General features: G+C 62.3%; 11 protein-coding genes. 9 read left to right on the top strand and 2 right to left on the bottom strand.

From position 1 onward, the window contains the following. Positions 1-11 precede the first annotated feature (11 nt). Together gmk and LY44_RS04265 are read left to right on the top strand one after the other, a co-directional pair. Positions 12-647, top strand: coding sequence for a guanylate kinase (gene gmk, locus LY44_RS04270; protein WP_055208939.1), 636 nt, complete (start codon positions 12-14; stop codon positions 645-647). Beyond that, complete coding sequence (locus tag LY44_RS04265; RefSeq protein WP_055208297.1) at positions 644-1,162, top strand: gamma carbonic anhydrase family protein; 519 nt, start codon at positions 644-646, stop codon at positions 1,160-1,162. The genes gmk and LY44_RS04265 overlap by 4 nt, the downstream gene beginning before the upstream one ends. Here LY44_RS04265 and LY44_RS04260 read toward each other — a convergent pair whose 3' ends face one another. Then, positions 1,163-1,558 (bottom strand): hypothetical protein, encoded by a 396-nt coding sequence (locus LY44_RS04260; protein WP_055208299.1) that lies wholly within the window; start codon positions 1,556-1,558, stop codon positions 1,163-1,165. 165 nt (positions 1,559-1,723) lie between these two features. Between LY44_RS04260 and LY44_RS04255 the strand changes: the two genes are divergently transcribed. Then, positions 1,724-2,755, top strand: a complete 1,032-nt coding sequence (locus LY44_RS04255) for a sensor histidine kinase (protein ID WP_055208301.1) — start codon at positions 1,724-1,726, stop codon at positions 2,753-2,755. Between the two features lie 135 nt (positions 2,756-2,890). Here the strand turns inward: LY44_RS04255 and LY44_RS04250 are convergent, their stop codons facing one another. Then, positions 2,891-4,477, bottom strand: a complete 1,587-nt coding sequence (locus tag LY44_RS04250) for an alpha-amylase family glycosyl hydrolase (protein ID WP_055208940.1) — start codon at positions 4,475-4,477, stop codon at positions 2,891-2,893. 139 nt (positions 4,478-4,616) lie between these two features. Between LY44_RS04250 and LY44_RS04245 the strand changes: the two genes are divergently transcribed. From LY44_RS04245 to LY44_RS04220, 6 genes are read left to right on the top strand one after another with little or no spacing between them, the layout of a single operon-like run. Beyond that, positions 4,617-7,019: a glycogen/starch/alpha-glucan phosphorylase gene (locus LY44_RS04245; RefSeq protein ID WP_055208303.1), complete on the top strand. Its 2,403-nt coding sequence runs from the start codon at positions 4,617-4,619 to the stop codon at positions 7,017-7,019. A gap of 10 nt (positions 7,020-7,029) precedes the next feature. Then, positions 7,030-9,198 (top strand): 1,4-alpha-glucan branching protein GlgB, encoded by a 2,169-nt coding sequence (gene glgB, locus LY44_RS04240; protein WP_055208304.1) that lies wholly within the window; start codon positions 7,030-7,032, stop codon positions 9,196-9,198. A gap of 18 nt (positions 9,199-9,216) precedes the next feature. Continuing rightward, the gene (gene glgC, locus LY44_RS04235) at positions 9,217-10,488 is read left to right on the top strand and encodes a glucose-1-phosphate adenylyltransferase (protein WP_055208306.1); all 1,272 of its coding nucleotides are present in this window, start codon (positions 9,217-9,219) and stop codon (positions 10,486-10,488) included. 57 nt (positions 10,489-10,545) lie between these two features. Further along, complete coding sequence (gene glgA, locus LY44_RS04230; RefSeq protein ID WP_055208308.1) at positions 10,546-11,979, top strand: glycogen synthase GlgA; 1,434 nt, start codon at positions 10,546-10,548, stop codon at positions 11,977-11,979. After that, complete coding sequence (glgX, locus tag LY44_RS04225) at positions 11,976-14,000, top strand: glycogen debranching protein GlgX (RefSeq protein ID WP_055208310.1); 2,025 nt, start codon at positions 11,976-11,978, stop codon at positions 13,998-14,000. The genes glgA and glgX overlap by 4 nt, the downstream gene beginning before the upstream one ends. Further along, positions 13,997-15,622 (top strand): alpha-D-glucose phosphate-specific phosphoglucomutase, encoded by a 1,626-nt coding sequence (locus LY44_RS04220; protein WP_055208312.1) that lies wholly within the window; start codon positions 13,997-13,999, stop codon positions 15,620-15,622. Before glgX ends, LY44_RS04220 begins: the two co-directional genes overlap by 4 nt. Positions 15,623-15,702 lie beyond the last annotated feature (80 nt).

Raw genomic sequence — 15,702 nt, 5'->3', positions numbered from 1 at the left:
TCATGGCCGAGATGCGGCGCCGGGGCCTTTTGATCATCCTGTCCTCGCCTTCGGGGGCGGGGAAGTCGACATTGGCGCGGCGGCTGATGGCCTGGGATGCGTCGCTGTCGTTTTCGGTCTCGGCGACGACGCGCAACCCGCGCCCGGGCGAGGAAGACGGGCGCGAATATTACTTCCGCAACCGTGCCGAATTCGAAGCGATGGTGGCGGCGGGCGAGATGCTGGAACATGCCGAGGTTTTCGGCAATCTTTACGGCACGCCCTCGGCCCCGGTCGAGGCGCGGCTGGCCGAGGGGCGGGATGTGATCCTCGACATCGACTGGCAGGGCGGGCAGCAGGTGCGGCGCTCGAAGCTGGCGCAGGATGTGGTGTCGATCTTCATCCTGCCGCCCTCGATCGCCGATCTGGAGCGCCGGTTGCGGATGCGCGCGCAGGACAGCGACGCGGTGATCGCCGGGCGGATGGCGAAAAGCCGCGACGAGATCAGCCATTGGGGCGAATATGATTACGTGGTGATCAACCGCGATATCGCGGCCTCTGAGGCCGAGCTGGTGACGATTTTGCAGGCGGAACGGGCACGGGCGGTGCGTCAGCCGGGGCTGACCGAGTTCGTGCGCGGGCTGAACAGGGAGTTCGAGGCACGATGATCTATGCGCTTGACGGGGTTGCCCCGGTGCTGGGGCCGGATGTCTGGGTGGCGCCCGATGCGAATGTGATCGGGCGGGTGGTGCTGGAGGAGGGCGCCTCGGTCTGGTTTGGCTGCACTTTGCGCGGCGACAACGAGGAGATTCGGGTCGGGGCCGGCACGAACCTGCAGGAAGCGGTGATCTGCCATACAGACATCGGCTTTCCGCTGGTCATCGGGGCGCATTGCACCATCGGGCATCGGGCGATGCTGCATGGCTGCACGATCGGCGAGGGCTCTCTGATCGGGATGGGGGCCATTGTGCTGAACGGCGCGAAGATCGGCCGGGGCTGTCTGATCGGCGCCGGGGCTTTGATCACCGAGGGCAAGGAGATCCCGGACGGATCGCTGGTGATGGGGGCGCCGGGCAAGGTGGTGCGGATGCTGGACGCGGTGGCGCAGGCGCGGCTGTTGCAATCGGCCGTGCATTACCGCGCCAATGCGGCACGGTTCGCCCGCGGGTTGACGCCGGTCTGATCAGTTCCACGCGGGCGGCACTTCGAGGATGTCGAAATCGCGCGGCCCCCAGATCTGCCGCACTTCGGCGCAGACGATCGCGGTATTGGGCAGGGGCGGCGAATAGGCCCGCAGCGGCCCCTGATAGCCAAGCCGGTCCAGCAGACGGGCAAGGTCCAGAATGTCATGCCCCGGGCTGAACAGCGGCGCAAGCACGACATCGGGGCAGACGCGGGCCAGCATCTCGGCGTCGATCATGGCCAGCCGCGCGATGGTGATCGAGGCGCCCTGCACGCCGCGCAGCGCACGCGGCAGGGATTGCGACGGATCGACCACCAGAATGCGGCGCCCGGCCAGCGACAGCTCGGCGGGGTCAAGACGTTGGCTGCCTTTTGGTGCATCAATCGGCGGGGGCATCGTTCCATCCGGTATTGCGATGGAACCCCATCGCTTATGACACTTTACTCCGCGAATTGTGCAAAAGCTTAGCCCCCCTGGCTTTTGCATGCGGCCTTGAACTTGCGTATCGTTTCCCCGAAGCTTGTTCGGGTCAAGCATTGGAAATGTCAGGGTGACCGAAAAATGGCGGATTCGTCAACAATCTCCTTGGCTGAAACGTTACCGTTTCCGATTCTGCTCGTGTCTCCCGCGCAGCGGGTGCTGCATGCCAATTCCGGCGCCGAAACGCTGCTGGGGACGGGGCTGGTGGGGCGGACGCTGGTGACGGTGCTGCGCCAGCCCGCGCTGATCGAGGCGGTCGAGGCGGTGCTGGACGGGCAGGGACGGCAGCAGGTGCGGCTGCGGCTGGGCAGTCAGGGGCGGGAGGCGCAGGTGCTGGTCACGGTCGCCGCGCTGGCCGAGGGTTCCCTGGTGCTGACCTTCGAAGATCGCACCGCGGTCGAGACGGCCGAGGCGATGCGGCGCGATTTCGTCGCCAATGTCAGCCACGAGCTGCGCACGCCGTTGACAGCGCTGATGGGCTTTGTCGAGACGCTGCGCGGTGCGGCCAAGGATGATCCGGTGGCGCGCGACCGCTTTCTGGCGATCATGGAACGGGAGGCCGGGCGGATGAACCGGCTGGTCGGCGATCTTCTGTCGCTCAGCCGGGTCGAGGCCGAGGAGCGGCGGCGGCCGACGACGGGCACGGATCTGGGGGCGGTGCTGCGCGGCGCGATGCAGGCGCTGGCGCCGCTGGCCGAGGCGCGGCAGGTGCAGCTGCTTCGCGAGGGCTTGACCGAGGGGTTGAAGATCCCGGCCGATCCCGACCAGCTGACGCAGGTTTTCACCAATCTGATCGAGAATGCGATCAAATACGGCGGCAGCGGCGGCGAGGTGAGGATTTCTGTCGATAAGATCGATTATGAGCCGGTTCTGCGGGGCGCGGCCTTGCGGGTCGTGGTGGCGGATCGCGGCGAAGGCATCGATCCGATCCATTTGCCGCGGCTGACCGAGCGGTTCTATCGCATCGACACCCATCGCTCGCGGGAACAGGGCGGTACCGGGCTGGGGCTGGCGATCGTCAAGCATATCGTGCTGCGCCATCGCGGGCGGATGAAGATCGAAAGCGAAAAGGGACAGGGCAGCCGGTTCCTGATCCTGCTGCCGGTGTCCTGATCCCGAAGGGGGGTGCGGGGCAGCCCGTTCGACGGGAAAGCCTTCCACCGGAGTTCTGTCACATCCCGTCTCTCTCCAGGATATTTGCCGCAAGATCAAGGGGATGGAGTATGTTCCTTATCCGTTCCAGGCGCATCAGCGCAGCCAGAGCACGCCATTCGGGCCAAGCTGAACGGTGCCATCCCTGATCGTTGCCGCCACGACCGGCCCGGTCGGCGTGCCGATCATCCCGCTGAGCGTCACCGGATCGGGGCCGAGATTGAACAGGCAGGTCAGGCTTTCGGTGTCGGTCTCGCGTCGGAAGCCCAGCACCGGATCGGGCAGGTCGAGGAAGCGGGTGCGGCCGGTCCGCAGCGCGGCATTGCTGCGGCGGAAGGCCAGAACGGCGCGGTAATGATGCAGCACCGAGGCGGGATCGGCTTCCTGCGCCGCGACATTGCGGGCCAGCTGCGGGGCCTTGACCGGAAGCCAGGGCTTGACGGTGCTGAAGCCGCCCTCGGCCGTGCCATCCCAGACCATCGGCGTCCGACAGCCATCGCGCCCCTTGTTTTCCGGCCAGAAGCGCAGCCCGGGCGGATCGGTGAGTTCGGCATACGCGAGCTCGGTTTCGGTCTGGCCCAGTTCCTCGCCCTGATAGAGCCCGATCGTGCCTTCAAAGGAGGCCAGCATCGAAATGGCCAGTTTCGCCACCGCATCCTGTTGGCCGTGTTTCGCCCAGCGGGTGACGTGGCGATTGACATCGTGGTTGGAGAAGGACCAGGACGGCCAGCCGTCGGGGGCCGCGCGGAAAAAGCCGTCAAGCACCTTGCGGAAATGCGCCGGGGCGAATTTCGGCCCCAGCATGTCAAAGCTGTAGGCCATGTGCAGATGCGCCGCCCCGGAGGTGTATTCGGCCATCAGGGGCAGCGCGCGATGGGGGACTTCGCCGATCTCGCCGACCATGCAGCGGTTCTCGTACTGATCCAGAAGCTTGCGCATTCGCGCAAGGAAATCAAGGTTTTCCGGCCGGTTCTTGTCATGGGCGTGATCTTGCATGTCATAGGTCGAGACCGGCGGCCAGCGCTCCGGATCGGGGGGCATCGGCGGGTTGTCGCGCAGCGCGCCATCGTGGATGTAGTAGTTCACCGTGTCGAGCCGGAAGCCGTCGACGCCGCGGTCGAGCCAGAACCGCAGCACATCAAGCATCTCGTCCTGGACCTCGGGGTTGCGCAGGTTCAGATCGGGCTGCGAGATCAGGAAATTGTGCAGATAATACTGGCCGCGCTCGGGCGCCCATTCCCAGGACGATCCGCCAAAGACCGACTGCCAGTTGTTCGGCGGCGATCCGTCGGGCTTCGGATCGGCCCAGACATACCAATCGGCCTTGGCGCCACGCTTTTTCGAATCGGCAAACCAGGGATGGCGGTCCGAGGAATGGCTGAGCACCTGGTCGATGATCACCTTGAGGCCAAGCTCATGGGCGCGCGCGAGCAGCGCGTCGAAATCCGCAAGCGTGCCGAACACCGGATCGATGTCGCGATAATCCGACACGTCATAGCCCATGTCGTCCATCGGCGAGCGGAAAATCGGGCTGAGCCAGATCGAATCGGCGCCGAGCTTTGCGACATGCGGCAGCCTTTCGGTGATGCCTTTCAGGTCTCCGATGCCGTCGCCGTTCGAATCCTGAAAGCTGCGCGGATAAATCTGGTAGATTACTGCGCCCCGCCACCAATCTCTGCCCATCGTCATCTCCGTGCCACTATATGAAGCAAGCATAGGCGCATTCCTTGCCGCGGCAATGACAGAACGTCCGATGGGGCGGGTTCGGCTTGACGGCGGCGGGGCGGCATCCCATCAAGGGGGTGGGAGAACGAAGAAGGGTTTGACAGTGAGAGATGCAAGCGCGCCCAGCGTCGAGGCTTTCCGGGCGGAAATCCTGCGCCATCTGACCTATTCCATGGGCAAGGATGCGGGCCATGCCTCGCTTTACGACTGGCGCATGGCGCTGAGCCTTGCGCTGCGTGATCACATTGTCGGGCCCTGGTTCGACGCCACCCGGCAAACCTATGACCAGGGCCGCAAGCGGGTCTATTACCTGTCGATGGAATTCCTGATCGGGCGGGTGCTCGAGGATGCCGCGATCAATCTGGGCATGCGGGCGATTGCGCGCGAGGCCATCGAGGGGCTGGGGCAGGACTGGCATCAGGTCGTCGAGGACGAACCGGATGCGGCGCTTGGGAACGGCGGTCTGGGGCGGCTTGCGGCCTGTTACATGGAAAGCATGGCAACGCTGGGCTGTGCCGGTTATGGCTATGGCATCCGCTACGAACACGGGCTTTTCCGGCAGTGGTTCGATGCCGGTCGGCAGGTGGAGACCCCCGAAGACTGGCTGAAGCAGCGCCACCCCTGGGAATTCGAGCGGCCCGAAGTCTGCTATGAGATCGGCTTCAAGGGCACGGTCGAGATCGTGAACGGCAAATCGGTCTGGGCACCGGCGGAAACGGTGATTGCCGAAGCTTATGACATGCCGGTGATCGGCTGGCAGGGACGCTGGGCAAACACCTTGCGGCTTTGGGCGGCAAAGCCGACGACGCCTTTCGATCTGGCGCGCTTCAACCATGGCGATTTTGCCGCCGCCGCGGAGCCGGAGGCCCTGGCGCGCACCCTCAGCCGCGTGCTCTATCCCGATGACACCACGTTCCAGGGCAAGGAACTGCGTCTGAAGCAGGAGTATTTCCTGACCTCGGCGGCGTTGCAGGACATCTTGCGCCGTCATTTGACGGCCGGTCTGGCATTGACCGATCTGCCCGATCACGTCGCGATCCAGATGAATGACACGCATCCCGCCATCGCCGGTCCCGAGCTGATCCGGCTGCTCAGCGACGTGCATGGCATGAGTTTCGAAGAGGCGCTGGAGATCGGCGTCAAATGTCTGGGCTATACCAACCACACGCTGTTGCCCGAGGCGCTGGAACGCTGGGCGACCTATCTGATGAGCTCGGTTCTGCCGCGGCATATGCAGATCATCGAGGCGATCGATGCCTGGCATTTGCGGATGAACCCGACGCGACCGCATTATGTGGGGATCGTCAAGCATCACGAAGTGCGGATGGGCGAATTGGCCTTCATCACCTCGCACAAGGTGAATGGGGTTTCGGCGCTGCATACGGAGCTGGTGAAGAAGAACCTGTTCCCCGAACTTGACAAGCTGCATCCCGGGCGGATCATCAACCAGACCAACGGGGTCACCCCGCGGCGTTGGTTGCGCATGGCCAATCCGGCGCTGTCGCGGTTGATTTCCGGGGCGATCGGCTCGGGCTGGGAGGCAGATCTCGATCGCCTGCGCGAACTGGATAAACTGAGTGAAGACAAGACGTTCCGCGACGACTTTGCGAAAGCCAAGCGAGAAAACAAGATCGCTTTGGCGCAATGGATCGCGCAAACACAGGGGGTGGTGGTCAACCCGGACGCACTGTTTGACGTTCAGGTCAAGCGGATCCACGAATACAAACGGCAACTGCTGAACATCCTGCAAACGATTGCCGAATGGCATGTGATCCGCTCCAACCCGACCGCCGAGGTGGTGCCGCGGGTGAAGATTTTCGGCGGCAAGGCCGCGCCCGGATATCAGGCCGCGAAAGAGATCATCCGGCTGATCAACGATGTGGCGCGGGTGGTGAACAACGATCCTTACGTCGGGGATCGGCTGAAGATCGTGTATCCGCCGAATTACAATGTTTCGATGGCGGAACGTTTGATCCCGGCGGCGGATCTGTCCGAACAGATCTCGACCGCGGGTAAGGAGGCCTCGGGCACGGGGAACATGAAATTCGCGCTGAACGGCGCGCTGACCATCGGAACGCTGGATGGCGCCAATGTGGAGATCCGCGACGAGGTCGGGGCGGAGAATTTCTTCCTGTTCGGCCTGACCGCGGAAGAGGTGGTGGAGCGGCGCAAGGATCCCGAACATGCCCGCCATGCGATCCTGAAAAGCCAGCCGTTGCAGGACGTTTTGCAGATGATTGCCGAGGGGCGTTTCTGTCCCGAGGAGCCCAGCCGCTATCACGGTCTTGTCCATAACATGTGGCACAGCGATTATTTCCTGGTGGCTTCGGATTTCGAGGCCTATCGCGATGCGCAGATGGAAGTCGACCAGACCTTTGCCGAGCCGGATCGGTGGTGGCGTATGGCGATCTTGAACACGGCGCGGATGGGGTTTTTCTCCTCCGACCGCGCCATTCGTGGTTACATGACGGATATCTGGGAGACCGAATCCGCCCTTTGAAGGTGAAGGAATGTCGATGATCTTGTCTGCCGAGGCGCTGGCGCTGGCCGAGGGCCGGCATGACGATCCTTTTTCTGTTCTGGGCTGGCATCAGACCCCGGAGGGGGGCCGTGTCGTGGCGCTCGTGCCGGGGGCCGAACACGTCTGGGCAATTTCCCGGGAAACCGGGACGGAAGCTGAGCTTCAACATGTAACCGGCGGACTCTTTTCAGGAAAATGGGAAGGGGGCAGATATCGTCTTCGGGCTCGCAACGCGCAATCCACCTGGGATTTCGAGGATGCCTATGCCTTCGGTCCGGTGCTTGGCGAGATCGACGAATATCTGATCGGAGAAGGGACGCACCGCCGTCTCTGGCAGGTTCTGGGCGCGCATGTGATCTGGCACGAGGGGATCCGCGGCGTGCATTTCGCGGTCTGGGCGCCCTCGGCGCGACGGGTTTCCGTCGTTGGCAATTTCAACATCTGGGACGGTCGGCGGCATCAGATGCGTCGGCGTGGCGCCACCGGGGTCTGGGAAATCTTCGTGCCCGGCCTGATGGCGGGCGAGGTCTACAAATATGAAATCCTGTCGGCCGATGGCGTCGTTCAGCCGCTCAAGGCCGATCCGGTCGGCTTCGGGGCCGAGCATCCGCCGCAGACGGCGTCTCAGGTGCGCGAGCTTGGACTGCATCTGTGGGGCGACGGCGCCTGGATCGGGCAACGCCAGAAGATGCAGGACATTCATGCGCCGATCTCGATTTACGAGGTGCATCTCGGGTCCTGGCGGCGGGTCTGGGACCAGGGGGGACGCCCTCTGAGCTATCACGAACTGGCCGGACAACTGGTCGATTATGTCGTCGAGATAGGGTTCACGCATATCGAGCTTTTGCCGATAACCGAATTTCCCTTTGACGGATCCTGGGGCTATCAGCCGATCGGGCTTTATGCGCCGACCATCCGCCATGGTCGCCCCGAGGAATTCGCGGCCTTTGTCGATGCCGCGCATCGCCGGGGCGTGGGGGTGATCCTGGATTGGGTGCCGGGGCATTTTCCAACCGACGATCACGGGTTGCGCCGCTTTGACGGAACGCCGCTTTACGAACATGCCGATCCGAAAGAAGGGTTCCATCAGGATTGGAACACGCTGATCTACAATTACGGTCGGCGCGAAGTGAAAAATTTTCTGCTGGCCAATGCGCTGTTCTGGCTTGAGGAATATCACCTCGACGGGCTCAGGGTCGATGCCGTGGCCTCGATGCTCTATCGCGACTACTCGCGGCGGGATGGCGAATGGGTGCCCAATATCCATGGCGGTCGAGAAAACCTGGAGGCGATCGATTTTCTGAAAGACGTCAATGCCGAGGCCTATGGCGGCGCCCCGGGGATCATGACAGTGGCCGAGGAAAGCACGGCTTTTCCGGGCGTGACCCGGCCGGTGCATCTGGGCGGGCTTGGCTTCGGCTACAAGTGGAACATGGGCTGGATGAATGACAGCCTGCGGTATTTTTCTCGCGATCCGATTCATCGCCGCTGGCATCACAACGAACTTACATTCGCAAGTTCATACACTTACAGCGAGAACTTTATCCTGCCGATCAGCCATGACGAAGTGGTTCACGGCAAAGGATCGATGCTGGGCAAGATGCCGGGAGACGGGTTGCAGAAATTCGCCAACCTGCGGGCCTTTTATGCGTTTCAATGGGCGCATCCGGGCAAGAAACTGCTTTTCATGGGGCAGGAGTTCGCGCAGGGCCGCGAATGGGCGCATCAGGGGGCCCTTGACTGGCACCTTCTGGACGACCCGCTGCACCGCGGCATGCAGGCGCTGGTGCGCGATCTGAACAAGCTTTACCGCGATACCCCGGCGCTGCATTGGGGCGATTGCGACCCCTCCGGTTTCGACTGGATCGAGGCGGATGATGCCGAAGCCTCGGTTTATGTCTTCGAACGTCGTGCACCGGGGGCGGATCCGGTCGTGGTTGCAGCCAATCTGACGCCTCTCGACCGCACCTATCGCATCGGCCTGCCCCAGGCGGGGACCTGGTGCGAGATCTTCAATTCCGACAGCGGCTATTATGGCGGTGCCAACTGGGGAAATCTCGGCGCGATCGAGGCCGATGAGATCGCCACCGCGCGACGCCCGTTCAGCGCCGAGGTCTATCTGCCACCACTCTCCGTGGTGATGTTCACGCCCGCCTGAGGCGTAAGGGAGGAAAGCATGAAACCGCAACCGAACCAGAGGCTTTCGTCACAGGCCATGGCCTTCGTTCTGGCGGGCGGTCGGGGAAGCCGTCTGAAGGAACTGACCGACCGGCGTGCGAAACCCGCTGTCTATTTCGGCGGCAAGACGCGCATCATCGATTTCGCATTGTCGAATGCGCTCAACTCCGGCATTCGCAAAATGGCGATCGCGACGCAATACAAGGCGCACAGCCTGATCCGTCACATGCAGCGTGGCTGGAACTTCTTCCGCGCGGAACGTAATGAATATCTTGATATTCTTCCGGCAAGCCAGCGGATTGACGAAAGCAAATGGTATCTTGGCACGGCCGATGCGGTCGCGCAGAATATCGACATCATCGAGGATTATGACGTCAAATACGTGATCATTCTGGCCGGGGATCACATCTACAAGATGGATTATGAGGTGATGTTGCTGCAGCATGTGCTGAGCAAGGCCGATGTGACGATCGGTTGTCTGACCGTGCCGCGTGCCGAGGCCTCGGCCTTCGGCTGCATGGCGGCGGACAAGACCGGACGCATCACCCAGTTCATCGAGAAGCCGACCAATCCGCCGGGGTTGCCCGAAGATCCGACCCATTCGCTGGTCTCGATGGGGATCTATGTCTTCGACTGGGTGTTCCTGCGCGAGTTGCTGATCCGCGATGCAGAGGATCCGCATTCCAGCCACGACTTCGGCCATGACCTGATCCCGCAGATCGTGAAATACGGCAAGGCGATGGCGCATCGTTTTTCTGAAAGCTGCGTGACCTCCGGGCTGGAACACGAGCCTTATTGGCGCGACGTCGGCACCATCGACGCCTTCTGGCAGGCCAATATCGACCTGACCGAATTTACGCCGAAGCTTGATCTTTATGACAATGCCTGGCCGATCTGGACCTATGCCGAGATCGTGCCGCCGGCGAAATTCATCCATGACGAAGACGGGCGGCGCGGCAGTGCGGTCAGCTCGCTGATCTCGGGGGATTGTATCGTCTCGGGTTCCGAAGTGCGCAATTCGCTGCTGTTCACCGGATGCCGAGCCCATAGTTGGTCGACAGTTCAACATGTTGTCGCGCTGCCTTATGTCGATATCGGCGAACGTGCCCAGCTGAAGAATTGCGTCATCGACCGCGGCGTGAAGGTTCCGCCGGGGCTCGTCGTCGGGGTGGAACCGGAAGAAGATGCGAAGTGGTTCCGCCGCACTGAGGGGGGGATTGTGCTGATCACGCAAAGCATGCTTGACGCTAGGGCAGCGGCTCTGGACTGAGGCGGCAACAGCTTTGAGTCAAACTGCAACCAGATGCGTATAATCAAGGGGACGGGGATGAAGCGCGTTCTTTCCGTTGCGTCCGAGGCGGTTCCGCTGGTGAAAACCGGCGGCTTGGCCGATGTGGTGGGGGCCTTGCCCGAAGCCTTGGCGGGACAGGGCTGGGATATGCGGGTGATGATCCCCGCCTATCGGGGCGTGCTGGATCGGCTTGGGGCGACGACCGTCGTCCGGAGCGATCCGGACCTTTTTGGCGGACCGGCGGAATTGCATCTGGGCAAGGTCGGGACGATGGCGGTGATGGCGCTGGATGCGCCGCATCTCTATGATCGGGCGGGCGGGCCCTATTCTGATCTCCATGGCGATTTCGGCGATAACGCCGAGAGGTTTGCTGCCTTGTGCTGGGCGGCGGCCGCGGTCTCTCGTGAGGGGCTGGGTGACTGGCAACCGGATGTGCTGCATGCGCATGACTGGCAAGGCGGTCTTGCGCCTGCCTATCTGCGCTATGCAGGCGCATCCCTGCCAAGTGTGATCACAATTCACAACATTGCCTTTCAGGGGCGTGTGGGGGCCGACAAGATGGGAGCCTTGCGCTTGCCGCGCGAAGCCTTCCATCGCGATGGCTATGAGTTCTGGGGGGACATCTCGACCCTGAAGGCCGGGTTGACGACCGCCGATGCGATCACAACCGTCAGCCCCCGCTACGCCGAGGAACTGATGCGCGGTGAATATGGCCAAGGGCTCGAGGGGGTGATCGCCGCACGGGCCGGTGTGGTTGTCGGGATTCTGAATGGCATCGATGATGGTGTCTGGAACCCGGAGACCGACCCGGATTGCCTTTCGTTCTCGGCCACGAACATTTCCGGGAAGTCAAGAAATCGCAAGGCGTTACAGGCTGAATTTCAACTTGAGAAGAAGATCGACGGACCTTTGGTGATCTTGGTGTCGCGGCTGACGGCCCAAAAGGGGATCGACCTTTTGCCGACTGCGATCGAGGCATTGGTCGCCAGAGGCGGGGCGCTTGCCATCCTCGGCTCTGGCGATTCCTGGGCCGAGGATCTCGTGCGCGGTCTGGCCGCGCGCTTCCCCGGCCGGGTCGGAGTTCGGATCGGTTATGACGAGTCGCTGAGCCATCGAATGTTTGCGGGCGGAGATGCGGTGCTTGTGCCCTCGCGCTTCGAACCCTGCGGTCTGACGCAGCTTTATGGGTTGCGTTACGGCTGCCTGCCCCTGGTTTCAGCAGTCGGAGGCCTTGCCGACACGGTGATCGGGGCTTCCCCGGCAAGCTTGGCGGGGCAGGCGGCGACGGGCGTCGTGTTCCATCCGGTCGATGCGTTGGCACTGCGACAGGGGATGCGGCAGCTGTGCAAGCTGCATGCCGATCGCAGGATCTGGACGGCGATGATGAAGCGGGCAATGAAGTCCGATCTTGGGTGGTCGCGTTCTGCCGCACGTTACGCGGCACTTTACGACCGGTTGCTGGCGCAATGAAGATCGGACCGGGAAGGGCAGAGATCCTCGGGGCAATCCCGGTTTTCGGCGGCGTGAACTTCGCTCTGTTCTCCGCCCATGCGGAGAAGGTCGAGCTTTGCCTGTTCGACGGTGACAGCGAGACCAGACTTGTCCTGCCCGGGCGGGCCGGGGATGTCTGGCATGGATTTGTTCCTGGTCTGCGTCCCGGTGCGGAATACGGATATCGCGTCCATGGACCTTGGGCGCCCGAGATCGGGCACCGGTTCAACCCGTCCAAGCTGCTCGTCGATCCCTATGCGCGCGCGTTGACAGGCCCTCTGGTCTGGGGCGCGCCGATGCAGGGCGGCGTCGGTGCGAGCCGACCGGATCGACGCGATTCTGCCGCGGTGACGGCGCGCGGGATTGTCTGCGAGATTCAAAAGCCATTTTGGGATCGGCCCACAAGAACCTGGTCGCAAACAGTTATTTATGAAGCGCATGTGCGCGGACTGACGATGCAGCACCCAGAGATCCCGGTCGCCTTGAGAGGTGGCTATGACGCCGTGGCGGCGCCGCCGATCATCCAACATCTGAAACGGCTTGGCGTCACTGCGCTGGAATTGTTGCCGGTAGCGGCCTTCATCGATGACCGCTTTCTGGTCGAAAAAGGCCTGCGCAATTACTGGGGGTATCAGCCGATCGGATTCATGGCCCCCGATCCTCGGTATGGTACCCGCGAAAGCTTTCGTGCCATGGTCCGGGCTTTGCATGCGGCCGGGATCGAGGTCATCCTGGACGTCGTTTTCAATCACGCCGGCGAGGGTGACGGGGCCGGCCCGACAGTGAGCCTGCGCGGAATTGACAATAATTCCTATTACAGGCTGTCCGAAGGTGGTCGCGCTTATGTCAATGACACCGGAACGGGCAATACGCTCAACCTTGCGCATCCAATGGTTCTGCGTCTGGTGATGGATGCCCTGCGTCACTGGGTCGAGGAAATGGGGGTCGATGGCTTCCGCTTCGATCTGGCCACCACACTTGGTCGGGCCTCCACGGGGGAATTCAAGGAACTGGCCTCGCTGATTTCTGCGATTCGGCAAGATCCGGTTCTGAACGCGGTGAAACTGATTGCAGAGCCTTGGGACATCGGTCCCGGCGGCTATCGCCTTGGCGCTTTTCCGTATCCGTTCGTTGAGTGGAACGATCGCTTCCGCGATGGCGTGCGGCAGTTCTGGCGTGGCGATGCCGGGTTGATTCCGGAACTGGCGCGGCGCGTTGCCGGCTCTGCAGAGATCTTCGATCATCGTGGTCGACCTGCGACGACTTCGGTGAATTTTCTGACTGCACATGATGGCTTCACCCTGCATGATCTTGTTTCCTATTCGGAAAAGCGAAACGAAGCGAATGGTGAAAACAACCGCGACGGTCACAACGCCAATTATTCGCAGGCGTTGCAGGATGCGGGCGCGAAAGCGGCGCGAAAGCGGGCAATGCTGGCGACACTGATGCTGTCGCAAGGCGTTCCGATGTTGCTTGCCGGCGACGAGCTGGGCAATTCTCAAGGCGGCAACAACAACGCTTATGCGCAGGACAATCCGATCGGCTGGATCGACTGGCAGACTGCGGACGAGGCGCTGATTGCCTTTGTGGCGCGCCTCATCCGGCTGCGCCGCGATCATCCTGTGCTGCGGCAGACCCGTTTCCTGCATGCCAAAATCCGCGCCCAGGACGGGGTCCGCGACCTGATCTGGCGGCTGCCCTCCGGTGCCGAGCTGTCGTCGCAAGATTGGCATGATGCCCAGTCGCGCTGTCTTTGTGCCGAGGTGCGGGGGGCTGCCGAGGGCCCCCGGGGTCTTGCCGCGGGCGAGGCGATGTTTGCCATCTTCAACGCCGGGGGGGCGACAGAGGTGCATCTGCCCGAAGGCCAATGGCGGCTTCTGATCGATACGGCCGACCCTGATCGCCCAGAAGCCCCGCATTTTGCCGCAGCGACTTGCGTTGCCGCGCAATCCGTTCAACTGTTCATCCGATCGACTGCACGGCAGGAGCCAAGTCCATGACCACCCATCCGACGCGCCCGTTCGAGGGCCAAAAACCCGGGACCTCCGGGTTGCGCAAGAAAACGCCCGTCTTCATGCAACCGGGCTATCTCGAGAATTTCGTCCAAAGCACATTCGATGCGATCGGCGGTGTCGCGGGCAAGACGCTCGTGCTTGGTGGCGATGGCCGCTATTTCGGCGTCGAAGCCGCTCAGGTGATCCTGAAGATCGCGGCGGCTGGCGGGGCGGCGCGGGTGATCGTGGGGCAGGGGTCCTGGCTCTCGACGCCCGCGGCCTCCAATTTGATCCGCCTTCGCAAGGCCGATGGCGGCATCATCCTCTCGGCCAGTCACAATCCCGGCGGCCCCGAGGAGGATTTCGGGGTCAAATACAACATGGCCAATGGCGGTCCCGCACCCGAAGCGGTGACAGACGCCATATTTGCGCGCACGCAGGTGATAAACTCTTTCGGGAAGCTCGAAGCGCCAGATGTCAATCTGACGATGGTCGGGGAGAGCCGCTTGGGCGAAATGGTGGTGGAAGTTGTCGATCCCGTCTCGGCCTATGCCGACATGATGGAAACCATTTTCGATTTCAAGGCGTTGAGAGGTCTTTTTCACGAAGGCTTCACGATGCGGATGGACAGCATGTGCGCCATCACCGGTCCCTATGCGGTCGAGATTTTCGAAAACCGGCTGGGCGCGGCGAAAGGCACGGTCGTTCACGAACACCCGCTTCCGGATTTTGGCAGCATGCATCCGGATCCGAATCCGACCTGGGCGCATGAGCTGATGGCCGAGATGATGGGGCCCGATGCGCCCGATTTCGGCGCGGCCTCGGACGGAGACGGGGACCGCAACATGATTGTCGGTCGCGGCATCTATGTGTCGCCCTCCGACAGCCTTGCCGTGATCGCCGCCAACGCGCATCTGGTGCCCGGTTACGCGCAAGGTCTGAAGGGGGTGGCGCGGTCGATGCCGACCTCTGCCGCGGTCGATCGGGTGGCGGAAGCCTTGAAGCTGCCGTGCTATGAAACGCCGACGGGTTGGAAATTCTTCGGCAATCTGATGGATGCCGGACGCGTCAGCCTTTGCGGGGAAGAGAGTTTCGGCACCGGGTCCGACCATGTTCGGGAAAAGGACGGGCTCTGGGCGGTGTTGATGTGGCTCAACATCATTGCGGCCCGAAACATGGGCGTGGCCGAGATCATGGCGGACCATTGGGAGACCTTCGGGCGGAACTATTATTCCCGGCACGACTACGAGGCCTTGCCGGTCGATCTGGCCAACGCCATGTTCGGTGATTTGCGCGATCGGCTTTCGTCCCTGAAAGGGACGCAAGTTCAGGGGCTTGTGGTGCAAGATGCAGATGAGTTCAGCTATGAGGACCCGGTCGACGGCTCGATTTCGGCGCATCAGGGCTTTCGCATACTGTTCGAGGGGGGCTCTCGCGCTGTCTTGCGCCTGTCCGGTACCGGCACCGAAGGCGCAACGTTGCGTGTCTATCTTGAACGTTATGTCGCCGGACCGGAGGGCCTGACCGAAGATCCGCAGGTCGCTTTGGCGCCGATCATCGCAGCGACGGAGGATCTTGTCGGGATCAGGGCCCGAACGGGACGGAAAGGCCCGGATGTGATCACCTGACAATCAAAGGCGCCACCTCGAAGAGGTGGCGCCTTTGATCTCACACGAGCAAATCCCATAATCAGTATTATGTAAAATAT

Origin of the sequence: Rhodobacter capsulatus (assembly GCF_003254295.1) — a bacterium.
Taxonomy (GTDB): domain Bacteria; phylum Pseudomonadota; class Alphaproteobacteria; order Rhodobacterales; family Rhodobacteraceae; genus Rhodobacter; species Rhodobacter capsulatus.
The sequence above is the reverse complement of the archived record's forward strand: the minus strand, read 5'-3'. Positions and strand labels throughout refer to the sequence as shown.